This window comes from Ruegeria sp. YKSD179 (genome assembly GCF_059612885.1).
On sequence record NZ_JBXWRL010000002.1, the window covers coordinates 213,076 to 228,580 of the forward strand.

At 52.4% G+C, this 15,505-nt stretch carries 14 protein-coding genes; 9 read left to right on the plus strand and 5 right to left on the minus strand.

The window, feature by feature from the left end; translation table 11 throughout:
• Positions 1–3 precede the first annotated feature (3 nt).
• Positions 4–1,011, plus strand: coding sequence for a LacI family DNA-binding transcriptional regulator (locus AC2FNE_RS01255; RefSeq protein ID WP_170603929.1), 1,008 nt, complete (start codon positions 4–6; stop codon positions 1,009–1,011).
• Positions 1,012–1,116: 105 nt separating this feature from the next.
• Here AC2FNE_RS01255 and AC2FNE_RS01260 read toward each other — a convergent pair whose 3' ends face one another.
• Positions 1,117–1,839: an aspartate/glutamate racemase family protein gene (locus tag AC2FNE_RS01260; protein ID WP_170603928.1), complete on the minus strand. Its 723-nt coding sequence runs from the start codon at positions 1,837–1,839 to the stop codon at positions 1,117–1,119.
• A 3-nt stretch (positions 1,840–1,842) separates the two neighbouring features.
• The gene (locus AC2FNE_RS01265; RefSeq protein WP_170603927.1) at positions 1,843–2,541 is read right to left on the minus strand and encodes a GntR family transcriptional regulator; all 699 of its coding nucleotides are present in this window, start codon (positions 2,539–2,541) and stop codon (positions 1,843–1,845) included.
• 111 nt (positions 2,542–2,652) lie between these two features.
• Here AC2FNE_RS01265 and AC2FNE_RS01270 point away from each other — a divergent pair, with 111 nt between their 5' ends.
• Positions 2,653–4,347, plus strand: coding sequence for a thiamine pyrophosphate-binding protein (locus tag AC2FNE_RS01270; RefSeq protein WP_496804619.1), 1,695 nt, complete (start codon positions 2,653–2,655; stop codon positions 4,345–4,347).
• Here AC2FNE_RS01270 and AC2FNE_RS01275 read toward each other — a convergent pair.
• Entirely contained in the window at positions 4,299–5,228 is a 930-nt protein-coding gene (locus tag AC2FNE_RS01275; RefSeq protein WP_170603925.1) for a LysR family transcriptional regulator, read from the minus strand. The two genes, AC2FNE_RS01270 and AC2FNE_RS01275, sit on opposite strands and share 49 nt — an antisense overlap.
• 97 nt (positions 5,229–5,325) lie before the next feature.
• On the opposite strand from AC2FNE_RS01275, the gene AC2FNE_RS01280 reads away from it, so the two are divergent.
• The 6 genes from AC2FNE_RS01280 to AC2FNE_RS01305 all read left to right on the plus strand — a co-directional run bounded on the left by AC2FNE_RS01280 (position 5,326) and on the right by AC2FNE_RS01305 (position 11,593).
• Positions 5,326–6,459, plus strand: coding sequence for an enolase C-terminal domain-like protein (locus tag AC2FNE_RS01280; protein WP_170603924.1), 1,134 nt, complete (start codon positions 5,326–5,328; stop codon positions 6,457–6,459).
• Entirely contained in the window at positions 6,456–7,706 is a 1,251-nt protein-coding gene (locus tag AC2FNE_RS01285; protein WP_170476113.1) for an NAD(P)/FAD-dependent oxidoreductase, read from the plus strand. Before AC2FNE_RS01280 ends, AC2FNE_RS01285 begins: the two co-directional genes overlap by 4 nt.
• 49 nt (positions 7,707–7,755) lie before the next feature.
• Positions 7,756–8,733 carry a TRAP transporter substrate-binding protein gene (locus AC2FNE_RS01290; RefSeq protein WP_170603923.1) on the plus strand — a complete coding sequence of 326 codons (978 nt, stop codon included), beginning with the start codon at positions 7,756–7,758 and terminating at the stop codon, positions 8,731–8,733.
• Between the two features lie 69 nt (positions 8,734–8,802).
• Positions 8,803–9,336: a TRAP transporter small permease gene (locus AC2FNE_RS01295; RefSeq protein WP_170476109.1), complete on the plus strand. Its 534-nt coding sequence runs from the start codon at positions 8,803–8,805 to the stop codon at positions 9,334–9,336.
• Between the two features lie 4 nt (positions 9,337–9,340).
• A complete protein-coding gene (locus AC2FNE_RS01300) occupies positions 9,341–10,654 on the plus strand; it encodes a TRAP transporter large permease (protein WP_170476107.1) in 1,314 nt (437 codons plus the stop codon).
• A gap of 6 nt (positions 10,655–10,660) precedes the next feature.
• Entirely contained in the window at positions 10,661–11,593 is a 933-nt protein-coding gene (locus AC2FNE_RS01305; protein WP_496804620.1) for a hypothetical protein, read from the plus strand.
• A gap of 16 nt (positions 11,594–11,609) precedes the next feature.
• Here AC2FNE_RS01305 and AC2FNE_RS01310 read toward each other — a convergent pair whose 3' ends face one another.
• The gene (locus tag AC2FNE_RS01310) at positions 11,610–12,848 is read right to left on the minus strand and encodes a Tm-1-like ATP-binding domain-containing protein (RefSeq protein ID WP_496804621.1); all 1,239 of its coding nucleotides are present in this window, start codon (positions 12,846–12,848) and stop codon (positions 11,610–11,612) included.
• Positions 12,849–12,861: 13 nt separating this feature from the next.
• Positions 12,862–14,346 (minus strand): aldehyde dehydrogenase, encoded by a 1,485-nt coding sequence (locus AC2FNE_RS01315; protein ID WP_496804622.1) that lies wholly within the window; start codon positions 14,344–14,346, stop codon positions 12,862–12,864.
• Positions 14,347–14,519: 173 nt separating this feature from the next.
• On the opposite strand from AC2FNE_RS01315, the gene AC2FNE_RS01320 reads away from it, so the two are divergent.
• Positions 14,520–15,458 (plus strand): tripartite tricarboxylate transporter substrate-binding protein, encoded by a 939-nt coding sequence (locus tag AC2FNE_RS01320; RefSeq protein ID WP_496804623.1) that lies wholly within the window; start codon positions 14,520–14,522, stop codon positions 15,456–15,458.
• The last annotated feature ends 47 nt before the right edge of the window (positions 15,459–15,505 follow it).

Genomic DNA, 15,505 nt, shown 5'->3' on the forward strand with positions numbered 1-15,505 from the left:
TGGATGCGCAGACCGACCATCATAGATGTTGCTGACAAGGCGGGCGTTTCAAAATCCACGGTCAGCTTGGTGCTCCAAGGGAGTGCTCAAGTAAAACCTGAAACACGACAATTAGTTCACGCCGCTATGAAAGAAATCGGTTACGTCTATAACCGGTCGGCGGCTAATCTTCGATCCTCCGGTACGGCGCTAATCGGTCTTGTAATTAACGATCTGACCAACCCCTTTTTCACTGAATTTGCGACTTCATTGCAGATGGCTCTTGGTTCTCGGGGCTATGCTGTGGTTGTGGCTAACACAAACGAAGACCCGGAAATTCAGGATCAGGTTGTGGCGGCCATGTTAGAACACGGCGTTTCGGCACTAATCCTGTCCCCTGCTTACGGGGACGTCTCAAGCACACTTGCTGCTGTGGAACGAGCCGGAATTCCGATGATGCAAGTTTTGCGCCGGGCGGATGGGTGTACTGCCAAGTTCCCATTCTTTGCCCCGGATTACGAAGATGGTGGTCGCGCGGCAACTCAATTTCTATTGGACTCCGGCGCGAGAGAAATTGCTTTTGTAGGTGGATTAGAGGGGCGGCAAGTTACAGAGGAAAGAGTTTCCGGGTACCTAAAGATTATGCATTCAAAGGGACTGAAACCGATTGTAAAGACTGGAAAATCCAGTCGAGCTTTTGGTCATGCCGCTGCTGCTGATCTGTTTCGGGAACATCCGGATTGTAATGCTGCATTGTGCTTCAACGATCTGGTCGCATTCGGGATGATAAACGCCTGTCACGAGGCCAATCTCAAAGTCGGCCAGGATTTTCAAATAATAGGTTTTGATGACATAAAAGAGGCGTCGGAATGCTGGCCTACGTTATCAACCGTGCATTGCGGAGTTGAAGAGTTCGGAGAACAGATTGCCGATACAATACTAGGCTGGCTGCAAGAAGGCACTGTGCCTTCCGAAACCAAGCGAACACCTGTTCGTCTGGTCCTGAGGCAGACGACAAAAAACGCAGACTAAAATGACCTTAGGGGTCGGCAAAAGCTGTACCGTTTTGCATGACCGCATGACAACGTGAGTTAAAAACCCTGCTAGCTGGCCAACGGTTCAAGGGGCCTGTATGTTTCAATGCGGGGTCTGATACCTTGGCGGCATGAGCCCTGACTGAAACCAGCTCACAAAAGTCACGATTGAAAATACAGGTAATCCAGTGGCTTGCTGGATGTCTGGCGCGTAGGGACACATGTTTGTACATTCTAAAACAATTGCCCCAAGGTCTGGATTGTTTGATTTCAGTTTCATTGCAGCCTCGACATTATCCAGTCGGGACTTGTTGACATCTAGCGTCGGCTCATTGCCAAGGATGGCGCGGGTAAATTCCTCGCCTCCCTCGGTCGTGCCAATTGGCGTCCCGTCTGGAACCTGAGCCTTTCTCAGGTGGTCGTCGGTGAGTGTGGACGCTGATATGGTTAGTATGCCGGCGCGTTTGCCTGCTGGCAAAACCCGGTTAACCATCCCGACCTGCATCAGAGAGGATGTTGCAACTGGTATCGGAACAGCTGCGGCCAATTCTTCTTGAAATAGGGATAGAAAGCCACAATTGGTGGTTATCCCGTCTACGCCGTCTTTGACCAACTCCTTTGCTGCGTCAACGAAGGCGTCTAACAATCCTTTTGCGCTTTTGCGGACAACTAGATCGGGGGTGGCTTCGCGGACTATTCGATAGTGTACGGGAAAAGGCCAAGTCAGCGCGTTCCCCATATCTCCGGGTATACGTGGAAACCGGGCATCCAGCATCAAAATGCCGACCGATGCCCCGTATAAAGATTTGCCGCCATTTGCGATCATCCCCTATGCCTCCTCGATGACGCGGGTCGAAATTTCCTGTGATCCTTCCATATAGATACTGGATATTCCGTTGCGTACGGCCTCTTGAATTTGATCCATACGCTTGGTGATGTGTTCGCCTAAATTCAAAGCTGCTTTATCCACGTCGCGCTCCAGCAGGGCCTGCATTATTCGTTTATGTTCGCCTTTTGACCGATGCACTCGGTCTAAGTTCATGGAAACCCAACGGATATAACGGATTCTCTCGTTGATCCTTTCCAGGGTTTGGAGAAGTTCCATGTTGCCCGACAAACGTGCGATGCCAAGATGGAATGCCTCGTCTCGCCTTACGGCCTCTTCCACGGTCAAACCCGTCACATCCAAACCAGTTGAGTGAAGTTCGTCATTAAGCGCCCGTAATTCTTGATCCGTTGCTCTTTCGCAGGCCGACCGCGCGGCAGCAACTTCGATTATCTGCCGCAGTTCGAATAAGTCAAAAACGCCTTGTGCGTCCAGCAGACGGCAGAAAAATCCTTGCCCGGGGCGAAAATCAAACAGACGTTCGGCCACCAACCGATTCAATGCCTCGCGTAACGGCGTGCGGCTTACGCCCAGTTCTTTTGACAACGCAACTTCGTTAAGACGATCTCCGGGGTGCAAGCGAAACGAAACGGCCATCGCTTTTACCTGTTCATAGATATCGTCAACACGCGGTCCAGTCATATCAAACGCCTCGTTATCAGTGACTCAGGGGTGCCACAGGTCGGTCTTGAATTCAATATACAAAACTGTATACAGTTCTGTGTGCAATTATCTGGCGAGGAGGAGCAACCAATGACGGGTACAAATCACCTGACCGGAGCAGAAGCCATGGTTCGTATGCTTCAGGCGCATGGCGTTAAGCACATGTTTGGCCTCTGCGGAGATACTACCTTGCCATTCTACGATGCCTTGGCGCGTATGGACCACGGAATTCAACACATCCTAACACGGGATGAACGTCACGCTGCGTATATGGCAGACGGTTACGCCCGCGTGACCGGCAAGCCCGGAGTTTGCGAAGGGCCATCAGGCGGAGGTGCCACATACATTTTGCCGGGCGTGGTAGAGGCTAACGAAAGTTCCGTGCCGATATTGGCCATTACATCTGATGTGGCGACGACCAGCCGCGGAAAATACCCTTTGACCGAGTTGGATCAACAGACCTTGTTTAAGCCGCTTGCGAAATGGAATGCGTCGCTTGATGACGCGGCAAGGTTGCCCGCAATGGTTCGGGCCGCGTTTCGTGCGATGACGACAGGAACCCCGGGCGCGGCGCATTTGGCCTTGCCATTTGATACCCAGAAAGCTCCAGTCGATGAGGCTGAAATTTGGGCCGACGCGCGGCATCGCAGCTTTCCGGCCGAACGTGCTGCCGCCGATCCAGATGCCGTCGAAGCAGCTGTCGATGTCTTAGCGCAGGCTAGATCGGCCGTCGTAGTATGCGGTGGCGGTCCTGTGCTTTCTGGGGCGGTTGATGAATTGCGCCGAGTGGCCGATCTTTTGGAGATGCCAATCGCGACAACAGTTTCGGGGCAGGGGGCCGTCGCTGAAACTGATCCGTTATCATTGGGCGTCGTCGGATCGAACGGAGGTGTTCCTGCAACTCGGGAAGTCGTGGATCAAGCTGATGTCGTTCTGTTTATCGGGTGCCGGGCAGGTTCCGTCACAACTGAACGTTGGCAGAGCCCAGGGCGGGATGCCAAAATCATCCACATCGATAGCGACCCCATGGTTATCGGCGCGAATTACCAAACAGAAGTCGCAATTTGCGCGGACGCCCGATTAGCATTGAATGCGCTAGCGGACGCTTTGCAGGCACGCAAAGATCTTCCAAGTCAAAACGGAAAGGCGCGGGCTAAATCGGCTTGGGATGCCAAATTAGCAGCATTTGCTCCCCTAGCCGCAAGCACTCAAACACCAATCCGACCCGAAGCTGTGATGGCCGCGCTTATAGATATCCTAGACGACGATGCAATTATTGTCGCCGATCCCGGTACGCCGTGTCCTTATTTCAGTGCGCACTATCGTTGGAAAACCGCCGGGCGTCATTTTATCACCAATCGGGCCCATGGCGCACTGGGTTATTCGCTTGGGGCTGCAATGGGTGCACATGTTGGCCGCCCGTCGGTCAAAACGCTTGCCGTAATGGGAGACGGGTCATTTGGGTTCACTTGCGGTGAGTTTGAAACCATGGTCAGGCATAAGATGCCGATAACCTCCATCGTATTCTCAAACTCAGTCTTTGGTTGGATCAAGGCTGGCCAAAATGCCGGCTTTGGACAGCGCTATTACAACGTGGATTTTACCAGGACGGATCATGCCGCTGTCGCGGCTGCATTTGGTGTACGGTCATGGACGGTGAAAGACCCGCAAGACCTGCGAAAAGTTTTGAAACAAGCGATGGAACACGATGGTCCTACGCTGGTTGATATCCACTCTCAGCCACTGCACGAAGCGGCTGCACCGGTGTCTGAATGGGTTGCATAAGTCGCAATCGACTGTGTCATCTGCGCCAGGAACTCTTGCGCAATTGATGATAGTGGTCGACCTTTTGCGGTTATCACGGCAAGGTCGAGCGTTACAGCGGGTGAAAAGGGGCGGGTCATGTAGCCGCTTTCGCGGTCGAACTTAACAGTGAATGGGTCGATCATCGCGACACCTAGGCCCTGTTTCACGAAGCTAAGAAGGTTCTCGGACAGATGCGTATGGATTTGGGTGCGCCACACCCGTCCAGCAGCCTGAAAAATATCGCGTGTGCGACGATGGGTCTGATGTTCTGGACCCATCACGATAAACGGTTCGTTTTCAAGCAGTTCGGGCGTCAGAATATCATAGGCAGCCAGCGGACTGTTTTCCGGAAAGGTGGCCAGTGTTTCGAACTGAAAGACCTGATAGTTCAGCGTGTCGTGCAATATAGGCATTTCAACCACCCCGATCTCAAACAGACCTGAGATGACCCATTCCTGGATCTTCGACGAATATTGCGATTGAAAACTGACCGACAAATTGGGACGTGATTGGGCAAATTTCGCAATCTCCTGCGGTATAAAACCAAAAGACAACATATGAGGTGCTGCGACTTGTAATTGGCCAGGATGTTTGTTCTGCAAATCCGAAACCGCTTGGGCTACATGATCCAACCCGCGTACCACGGTGTCGACCTCACGATACAATAATTCAGCCTCTGGCGTCGGAAGCAGACGGCCCTTGTTTCGTTCAAAAAGCGGTATGCGGGCTTCGCGCTCTAATTGCGAAAGAAGATTGCTGATCCCCGGTTGCGAAATTCCCAAAACCGACGCAGCGCCCGTCACCGTTCCTGTTTCCATGATTGCATGAAAGGCCTGCAATTGACGAAATCTCAGGGACATCTTCCGCCTCATCATTTTTTCTGATGGAGTTGTGAAAAGATAGTATTTGAAATGATGGGTGCGTCAAGGCAGTTTGGTTTTTGTTCTAGGAGGGCGAATGGGCGACCTGAAGCAAAAGATTATCGGGTATGACCTGTGGCACCTAGAGTTGCCAGTCACATCACGACGCGATCACGGCATTGGGTCCGTTGAGGGCGTATGCGAAGTCGTCATTTTACGCCTGACTTCTGAGGACGGAAGCGAAGGTTTTGGCGAAGCATCTCCGTGGTCTGTGTTTACCGGTACCCCAGAGGCGACGTACGCTGCATTGAACAGATACTTGCGGCCGCTGGTGACTGGCAAGCAAGTCAGTGACCGAGCTGCTATCATGGAAAGTGCCGCTTATGCGGTTGCGCATTGCACCGAAGCCAAAGCCGCCTTGGACAGCGCTTTGTTGGACTTAGCTGGTAGGATTGCAAAGGTACCTGTTTGGTCATTGCTGGGCGGTAAGTGCCGGGATACCATTCCGCTGAGCTGTTCCATCGCCAACCCGGATTTTTCACAAGATATCGATCTGTTGGCGCGATTGCGAGATGACGGCGTACGGATTGTCAAACTTAAAACCGGTTTCAAGGATCACGCGTTTGACATTATGCGATTGGAACAGCTTGCACAAAACTTCCCGGAATTTTCGGTTCGAGTGGATTACAACCAGGGTCTTTCTATTGAAGACGCGCCAAAACAAGTAAAAGATGTAGCGCAGTTCAAGCCTGATTTCATCGAACAACCAGTGCGCGCGCATCATTTCAAAGCAATGGCTAACCTAAAACAGATCATCGACGTGCCGCTTTTGGCGGATGAGAGCGTTTTTGGACCCGAGGACATGGAACGTGCAGCAAGAGAAGGGATTTGCGACGGTGTGTCCGTGAAGATTATGAAATCCGGCGGATTGTCCCGCGGTCAAACCGTCGCCCGCATTGCCGCAGCGCACGGCCTTAGCGCATACGGCGGAGACATGTTCGAAGCTGGTCTGGCGCATCTGGCAGGAACGCATATGATTGCTGCTACTCCAGAAATAACATTGGGCTGTGAGTTTTATCAGGCATCCTACTTTCTGGCAGAAGACATATTGGAAACTCCCTTCCCTGTTGCAGACGGCCAGGTTGTTGTTCCGCAGACGGCCGGGTTGGGTAGTAGGCCAGATGAGGGCAAACTGAACCACTATGCAGTGACCAAGGCGGTGGCGGCATGAGCTCTTCTAAAACCATTGCGATCATCGGGGCCGGCATTGTCGGGGTATCGACGGCAGTCTGGCTGCAAAGGGATGGTCACGATGTGATCCTGATTGACAAAGCCGGGCCGGGTGAGGGCACCTCGCACGGGAATGGTGGTGTATTGGCTTCCTGTTCGGTGGTTCCAGTGACTGTTCCGGGGTTGTTAGGCAAGGCGCCCAAAATGTTGCTCAGCCCTTCTCAGCCATTGTTCCTTAAATGGGCGTATTTGCCTCGGCTAATTCCTTGGCTGACGCGGTATCTGAAGCATGCAAATGACGCGGACGTGGACCGCATTGCCGCGGCTTTGACGCCAATTATTGGCGACAGTTTGAATGATCATAAGGCACTGGCTGCTGGGACCGGTGCAGAAAAGTGGATCGTACCTTCGGACTATCTATTTTTGTACAATGACCGTTCCCATTTCGATGGTGACGCGTTCGGATGGAACGTCCGGCGAAAAAACGGCTTTACTTGGGACGAATTAGAGGGTCAGGCGTTTCGAGCTTATGATCCTGTGTTCAGCAAGGATATCGGCTTCGCAATTAGGTTGGCGGATCATGGCCACATCACTGACCCTGGTCGGTACGTTAAAGACCTTGCGTCTTATGTCGAAGCCAAGGGTGGCAGAATTATCCGCGCCAATGTCGAGGATATGGTCCGTGAAAATGGTCGGGTTAGTGGGGTCAGAGCAGACGGTCAGATCATCGAATGCGACACGGCGATTGTGACCGCCGGTGTGTGGTCAGGGCCTCTCGCAAAACGGTTAGGAGTTTCTGTTCCTCTTGAAAGCGAACGCGGCTATCATCTTGAATTGATAGAGCCCTCTGCCATGCCGCGCAGTCCTGTGATGGTAGTGTCTGGAAAATTTGTGGCAACACCGATGGACGGTCGTATTCGGCTGGCAGGGATTGTAGAATTCGGGGGACTGGACGCTCCGCCATCTCGTGCGCCCTTCGAATTGATGCGCAAGAACGCCCGGCAGGTCTTTCCGGGTTTGACATGGAAGGAGGAAGTGGAATGGATGGGGCACAGGCCGGCGCCTGCGGACTCGATTCCAATAATCGGTGAGGTGCCAGGTGTGGAAGGAGCCTTCATGGGCTTTGGACACCATCATGTCGGTCTAACAGGAGGGCCGAAAACAGGTCGCCTTTTGGCGCAATTGATTTCGGGCAGAACTCCGAACACGGATTTAAGCGCTTATGCGCCTTCGCGTTTCGTAACGTAAAAAAGCCGGAAAAAACAACGGCAAGTCAATATTCAGTAGGGAGAAAACGATGAAAAAACTCACCAGCCTTTTAGCTGCAACCGCATTGACCGCCACCGCTGCCGCACCGGCAATGGCTGAAAAATGGGACATGCCGATGGCTTATTCGGCGTCGAATTTCCACTCGGCCACGGGTGCCGAATTTGCCAAGTGCGTGACGACGGGAACCGGTGGCGAGATTGAGATTGTTACGCATCCTTCTGGTTCGCTGTTCAAAGGTGCGGATATCAAGCGCGCGATCCAGACGGGTCAGGCCCCAATTGGCGAGCGTCTGTTGTCTGGTCATCAGAATGAAAACGCGCTGTTCGGGTTTGACTCTATCCCGTTCCTTGCGACTTCGTTCGATGACAGCGCAAAGCTTTGGGAAGCAGCCAAGCCTTCAATTGAAAGTCTGCTGGCAGAACAAAACCTGACGCTGCTGTATGCAGTGCCGTGGCCGCCGCAGGGTTTGTATTTCAAAAACGAAGTCAATTCGGTTGCCGACATGGAAGGCATCAAGTTCCGGTCTTACAACAACGCCACATCCCGTTTGGCCGAGTTGACTGGTATGTTGCCCGTGACCATCGAAGCTGCTGAAATCAGCCAGGCTTTTGCAACAGGTGTAGCCGACGCGATGGTATCTTCTGGTTCAACTGGATATGACCGCAAAGTTTGGGAAAGCCTGAATTATTTCTATGAAGTCGACGCCTGGTTGCCGCGCAACTATGTGATGGTAAATTCAGATGTTTGGTCGGGTGTTTCGGACGCCAATAAAAACGTTATCACAGCATGCGCTGAATTAGCCGAATATGCAGGCAACTGGCGCGCAAAGGAATACACTGGGTTCACTTTGCAAGGTCTACGCGATGGCGGTATGACCGTTGGTCCGGCATCCGACCAAATGGTTGGAGAATTGAAAGAAATCGGCGTGACCATGACAAACGAATGGTTGGAAGCCGCTGGTGACGAAGGCAAAGCTATCGTCGATGCGTTCCAGTCATCGCAGTAACAGCGCATTGGAGCGGCGGCACTGTCTGCCGCTCCGGAACCATCCAACAAAATCGAAAGCGGGGACGGTATGGCGCTATTGAAAGGGCTTCGAACAGTATTGGATTTCACGTATCTCGCAGCGGGCGTTTTGGCGGCGCTAAGCCTGATTGCCATACTTTTGCTGATCGTAGTGCAAATGCTTGCCCGCTGGACAGGTGAGGTCTTTCCGGGTGCACCCGATTACGCTGGATATGCCATGGCAGCGGCATCATTTCTTGCCTTTGCAAACGCGCTGAACCGGGGCAGCCACATTCGAGTATCGATACTTTTAAATGCAGTTCCACAAGGCGTTCGGCGCATTCTCGAGATCTGGTGCTTCGCAATCGGTGCGGCGGTAATGTGGTATTTCTGCTGGTACGCTTATCGCTTTGTTTATTGGAGCTGGAAGTTCAACGACATTAGCCAGGGACAGGACAAAACCGCGCTTTGGATACCTCAGTCGACCATGTTGATTGGTGCCGTCATTCTGGCCATCGCCTTGACGGATCATCTGCTCCACGTGTTGTTCCGCGGTGATCACCGCATCACGCGCGATCTCGCCGATCAAAGTCACGGAGAGTAAGAGCATGGAAAACCTTTCTGTTATCATACTCTTTCTCTTTGTTCTGTTTACGCTGCTTGGCACCGGCGTTTGGGTCGGTTTGGCTTTAATGGGTGTCGCATGGGTCGGGATGGAGCTATTTACCACCCGTCCGGTCGGCGACGTAATGATAACCACGATCTGGTCTGCGTCATCTTCCTGGACCCTCACCGCTCTGCCAATGTTCATCTGGATGGGCGAAATCTTATATCGAACGCGATTGTCTGAGGACATGTTCAAAGGGTTGTCCCCCTGGATGGCCCCGTTGCCCGGTGGGTTGGTTCACACCAATATTGTCGGTTGCACGGTTTTCGCCGCTGTGTCCGGTTCCTCGGCGGCCACTCTGACTACTGTCGGTAAGATGTCTATTCCAGAGCTGAGAAAACGCAACTATCCGGAACGTATGATCATTGGGACACTTACGGGTGCCGCGACGCTTGGCTTGATGATCCCGCCATCTTTGACGTTGATCGTTTACGGCGTCACCATCAATGAATCTATAACAAAGCTGTTCTTTGCGGGCATTCTTCCGGGGCTCGTGTTAGCGGCAATGTTTATGGGTTACGTCGCGGTGTATTCGAAGCTGGGCAAGGATTGGAACCCGAACAGCGAAGGCAAGCTTAGCTTTTCCGAGAAAGTCAGGAATTCTCGGTTTTTGCTGCCGGTAATCCTGTTGATCACTGTTGTGATTGGGTCAATGTATCTCGGCTATGCCACCGCGACCGAGGCGGCAGCCTTTGGCGTTATTGGCGGGCTGTTGTTGGCCGCGGGGCAGGGATCGCTGAATTGGAAGACATTTACTGAAAGCTTGATGGGCGCGACACGTACAAGCGCGATGATCGCGCTGATTTTGGCGGGGGCAGCGTTCCTTTCCTTATCCATGGGCTTTACTGGTCTTCCGCGTGGATTGGCAGATTTGATTGCCGGTTGGGAGCTAACCCGCTTCGAATTACTGATGGTGCTGCTTGTATTTTATATCATCCTGGGCTGTTTTCTGGACGGAATATCTTCGGTTGTTTTGACCATGGCTGTGGTCGAACCGATGATACGCGATGCTGGGATTGACCTGATCTGGTTTGGCATCTTCATTGTTGTAGTGGTCGAGATGGCGCAGATTACTCCGCCAATCGGGTTCAACCTGTTTGTAATGCAAGGAATGACCAACCATGAAATGAGCTATATCGCTCGCGCTGCGATCCCGATGTTCCTCATTATGGTTTTGATGGTGTTTGTCCTGATTTGGTTCCCAGAATTGGCCACTTGGTTGCCTGAAAACTTGCGGCAAAGTCCCGGCGGGTAGAATTAGGTGAACCCGCTGCGCCTATCGGCTCGTCATGGCCCGCTGGTGTTGGTGACGGGTTTGGTGGCTGGGCTGTTGCTGCCCGGACTGGCCGAACCCATGCGGCCCCTGTTGCCGCCACTGGTTGGGCTTTTGCTGTTTCTAACGGTCCTTAGGATGGAGCCCACAGCGATATTGGGATCGCTGGCCGATTTGAGCCAAGTATCAAAGACGGTCATGGGATTTCAGGTTGCTCTTCCTTTGTTCGTCGCAGCTATCGGGATCGGCGTTGGATGGACCGGCTCTCCGGTATTTTTGTCTTTGCTAATCATGGCAGCAGCCCCATCAATTTCAGGTAGCCCCAACATGTGCCTAATGCTGGGGTACACTGCGGAACATGCTTTGCGTTTGATGGTTGTGGGGACCGCGATTTTGCCGCTTACGGCATTTCCGATCTTCTGGATGATTCCTGAATTAGGGGATATCAGTTCTGTGCTAAAGGCGACTTTTCGACTGTTCCTGACTATTTCCTTAGCGACCCTTGCGGCGATGGTTATACGTTGGCGATTTCTGCGCGACCCGACGCGTCCAGTACTGGAAAACCTTGAAGGTCTTGCAACAATCACGCTTGCCGTATTTGTCGTCGGTTTGATGCCGTCAGTTAGTTCCACCGCGCTGATCGACCCGAAAATCGCTATTTTTTGGATTGGTTTCGCCTGCCTGTTGAATTTCGGGGCACAATTGGTCGTTTTTTATTTCACTCGCGGTAGGTTAAGTGCTGATAAAGCGACGGCTGTTTCTTTGATTGCAGGAAATCGAAACATAGCCATTTTCTTTGTCGCTCTCCCGCCTGAGGTCACGGCACCCATTTTGGTTTTCATTGGTGCCTATCAGATTCCGATGTATCTGACCCCGACGGTCATGCGTCGCGTTTATCGCAGTATCGCCGACATTGATTAATACAACTCAGGTTTGCTCAACTTCCGCTGTCAATGAAGCCTGCCTCTACCCAGTTGTCGAAGGTTTCAAGCGCGGCATCTGAAAAAGCCGTATCGTTTATGTGTGCGTCTAGTTCGATCAACGTCACATTTGCGGGGCAGTGATTGCGGATTTCTTCAACAAAGGCCGTCAATCCCTCAGGGTCACTGAGCGGTCCACCGGGCCGATCCCATTCGTTGCCGCCTTGAATCGGCAGAAGCAAGGTTGTCGGACCCTTCGCCTTGCTAAGCTTTGAACAGATTTCCCGCGCCATTTCTCGGCGTTGATCGGCGGTCATCATTACAGACGTCAAAAGTCTGTTGTGGGCATGGGTTTCCTGCCCGATAAGTTTCGCTGGGGTATCCTGCCAACCTACAAAATCTACCAAATCATAGCACCCGATCGATACCATCTGAGGCGTGCCAGATAATCCTGCGGCCGTCATTCTATCCGCCCCGGCTGAGATAGATGACCCCATTAGGTGATTGCCGACCTCCTGCGGCGCGAAGTCCATCACGGCAGCGAAACGACCTTCGGACGCGAGACTTTCAAATGCGCGTCCTCCCATTCCCGTCGCATGAAAAACAGCAACCTCAAATCCACGTTGTTCCAGGGCAGGTTTGAGGGTAACCATGTATTTTAGAACGGTTTTTCCGAAAGAAGTCATGCCGATCAGTGGCTTGTCACTGTCTGATCGTTCGACAGCGCGCGCAGCCCCTAAAACTGCACCAGCAGCTTGGCTAAGCGATGATTTGCAGACGGAATTCAAGCCATAAAGCCCACCGGCCCAAAGGATCATCTGCACGTCAGCTGGCAACCGCTCGGGCGGGATCAAAGGGGAAAAGGAAACGGTAGAAACGATGTACTTTGGCACCCCTACAGGAAGGGCCGAACAGATGTCCAATGCAAGATCAGTGCCCATTGTGCCGCCAAGAACCAACGCACCGTCAATTTTCCCATCCATTTGCAGACGTGCGGCAAGAATGGATCCACCCTTTGCCATTATTTGCATAGCCGTGTTTTCGTCGCCGCTGTTTATGGCCTCCTGAATGCTGTGACCACCTGCCTCGGCTACTTCATGCTTGGAAATGTCAGTGGGCTTCGACGGGTCGCCCAATACACTGACGTCCATGGTCAGAACCTTACCGCCCTGCGCCCGGATCGTCTCGGCCAAGTAGTTAAGCTCGTCATCTTTGGTGTCATAGGTCCCGACGAGCAGAATGGTCTTGTCGTTCATATCAACAGTTTCCTCAAAGCTTGATCCAAGCGGTTTTTAAGTCGAGATATTTGTCGAAGGCATGAAGCGATTTGTCATGCCCGTTACCGGATTGTTTAACGCCACCCAACGGTACTGTGACATCCGCACCGCCGTAAGTATTAACATGAACAACACCTGCCCGAATACGCGCGATCATTCGATGAGCACGGGACAAATCCGAAGTCCATACACCGGCCGCGAGGCCGAAATCGGAGTCGTTTGCAAGAGAGACGGCCTCATCTTCAGTTTCAAAAGACTGAACAGTCAGGACAGGGCCAAAAACTTCTTCTCTCACAATCCGGTCGCTTGCGTCGACACCGGTGACGATCGTGGGAGCCATGTAAGTTCCTCCGGTTTCCTGCAGGACGCGCATACCGCCGGTCGCTATATTTCGACCCGCGCGACGTGCCTCTTCGACAAAGGCCAGATTCTGTGCCAGCTGTCGCTCAGAGTTAATTGCGCCTGCGTTGGTTTTTGGATCAAGTGGATCGCCGACCCGCACTGCCTCTGCCTGCGCAACCAGTTTCTCGACAAAGGCATTATGAATGTCTTTTTGAACCAAGAGGCGGGACCCGGCGACGCAAACCTGCCCGGAATTTCGAAAGATGCCAGCAGCCGAAACTTTTGCTGCCTCATCCAAATCCGGCACGTCGGCGAAAACTATGTTGGGAGATTTTCCGCCCAGCTCCAAATAGACGCGCTTTAGATTAGAACGGGCCGAAGCCTCCATTAGTTTTCGTCCGGTGTTGCCTGAACCAGTAAAAACAAGAACGTCAACATCTTCAGACTCGGCTATAGCTGCGCCTACAACTGCTCCTTCTCCGGTCACTACATTCAGGACGCCGGGTGGAATACCAGCTTCCAGTGCCAGCTCTCCCAGCCGCACAAGAGTTAATGATGCCGTCTCTGCTGGTTTCATTACCACGGTGCATCCAGCCGCTAGGGCGGGTCCCAACTTCCAACTGCCGATCATTAATGGAAAGTTCCATGGAACGATCGCTCCGACGACACCGACAGGTCGTTTATGAATAAGCCCAAGTGCGCCGGGTGCAGTTGGAGCGATCTCACCGTAAATCTTGTCGATTGCCTCGGCGAAGTAGCGCAAAGTTCCCACGGCACTCAGCGGCTCTGCTTTATGGGCCATCCCAATCTCGGTGCCGTTGTCTCTTACACCTAGAACGGCCAGTTCCTGAGCTTGGGCTTCAATTAATTCGGCCCAATTAAGCATGACCTGTTTTCGCGCCGCTGGGCTTAGCCCCGACCACCGACCGTCATCGAATGCAGCTCTGGCAGACATGATGGCAGATTTAGCATCTTGTTCAGTTCCTTTCGGAATTGTTGTCAATTTGCGGCCATCGATGGGCGATATGACATCCATTGTTCCACGATCAGCCGCGTCAACGCGCTCACCATTAATGATGTGTTTTGCAGGTGCAATGACATGATCGCGGATTCGATCGATTTCAAATTTGTCCAATTCAAGCCTCTATGGTTTAATATTTGAACCGATGGTATTAAAAACCTTCGATCTTTTATGTCCCATTTGTCAATCATGATTTTTTTGTTGACAGAATATGAATCTAGATCAGAATAAATGATACTAAAGGTTCAAATAATAAACCAATAAATAGCGCATCACAGGGAGATGACATGTCCAAGAAAACCAAGGCCATTCTGGCCGCGCTTGCTGTCGGCCTAGCTGGTCCGGCCCTGGCAGAGTATCCTGAAAAGCCCGTAAGTTTTATTGTTCCTTGGCCTCCAGGCGATCTTGAGGACGTTCTGACGCGAATGATCGCTGAAGATTTCCAAGCGGAGTATGGCGTTCCTGCAGCGGTGGTTAATAAACCCGGCGGCGGCGGTGGCCCGTTCCCCGGTGCGGTAGAAGTGGCAAACGCACCAGCAGACGGTTATACGATAGGCTCGTTTGTACCTGCAGTGTCGCTTATCGGGCATGAAATCGATATTCCTGAACTCACACCCGAAAAATTCGATCCTATTGGTATTTTTCTTACTTATCCATTCGTAATCGCGACGTCCGGCAACGCCCCGTATTCGACGATGGATGAGCTAGCGGAATACGCAAAAGAAAACGACGTGTTTTTGGGCCATTTTGGCGACGTTCTAACGCCAACTCAGGTGACAAAGGCCTTGTCGTCGATAAAAGACTTCGAATGGGCAGGAGACGCGCCCTTTGATGCCTTGGACTGCAATACGCTGGCCTCTGGTGATGCAGATGTCATCAATACAACTTTGCAGTTGATCTTGCCGTGTTTGGACGATGTCAAAGTTTTGGTGTCGATTACTGGTGAACGGATTAGCAAAATCCCGGATACGCCTGCAATTGGTGAGGTCGAACCGACGCTGGATATCTCACTGTGGAATGGTTTGTTCGTGACCAAGGACACACCTGCTGATGTGCGTGAGAAAATTGCGGCGGTGGCTGAAAAGACTTCAAAAAGCGAGCGGGCACAGCAGCTTGCAGCCGAAACCGGAGCGCTTGTTTATTGGCTGAACGCAGACGAAAGCGCCGCAGTCATTGCCGAGGACAAGGCGACACTTGGCACAATAAGCAGCGCGTTGGGTAACTAAACTCGACCCATTGGAGGGCGGTTTGCCGCCCTCTCTCGGTTATCAAA

Coding starts and splice junctions, on each gene's coding strand:
- AC2FNE_RS01255 (WP_170603929.1), top strand. CDS start 4: ATGCGCAGACCGACCATCATAGATGTTGCTGACAAGGCGGGCGTTTCA.
- AC2FNE_RS01260 (WP_170603928.1), bottom strand. CDS start 1,839: ATGATCGCAAATGGCGGCAAATCTTTATACGGGGCATCGGTCGGCATT.
- AC2FNE_RS01265 (WP_170603927.1), bottom strand. CDS start 2,541: ATGACTGGACCGCGTGTTGACGATATCTATGAACAGGTAAAAGCGATG.
- AC2FNE_RS01270 (WP_496804619.1), top strand. CDS start 2,653: ATGACGGGTACAAATCACCTGACCGGAGCAGAAGCCATGGTTCGTATG.
- AC2FNE_RS01275 (WP_170603925.1), bottom strand. CDS start 5,228: ATGTCCCTGAGATTTCGTCAATTGCAGGCCTTTCATGCAATCATGGAA.
- AC2FNE_RS01280 (WP_170603924.1), top strand. CDS start 5,326: ATGGGCGACCTGAAGCAAAAGATTATCGGGTATGACCTGTGGCACCTA.
- AC2FNE_RS01285 (WP_170476113.1), top strand. CDS start 6,456: ATGAGCTCTTCTAAAACCATTGCGATCATCGGGGCCGGCATTGTCGGG.
- AC2FNE_RS01290 (WP_170603923.1), top strand. CDS start 7,756: ATGAAAAAACTCACCAGCCTTTTAGCTGCAACCGCATTGACCGCCACC.
- AC2FNE_RS01295 (WP_170476109.1), top strand. CDS start 8,803: ATGGCGCTATTGAAAGGGCTTCGAACAGTATTGGATTTCACGTATCTC.
- AC2FNE_RS01300 (WP_170476107.1), top strand. CDS start 9,341: ATGGAAAACCTTTCTGTTATCATACTCTTTCTCTTTGTTCTGTTTACG.
- AC2FNE_RS01310 (WP_496804621.1), bottom strand. CDS start 12,848: ATGAACGACAAGACCATTCTGCTCGTCGGGACCTATGACACCAAAGAT.
- AC2FNE_RS01320 (WP_496804623.1), top strand. CDS start 14,520: ATGTCCAAGAAAACCAAGGCCATTCTGGCCGCGCTTGCTGTCGGCCTA.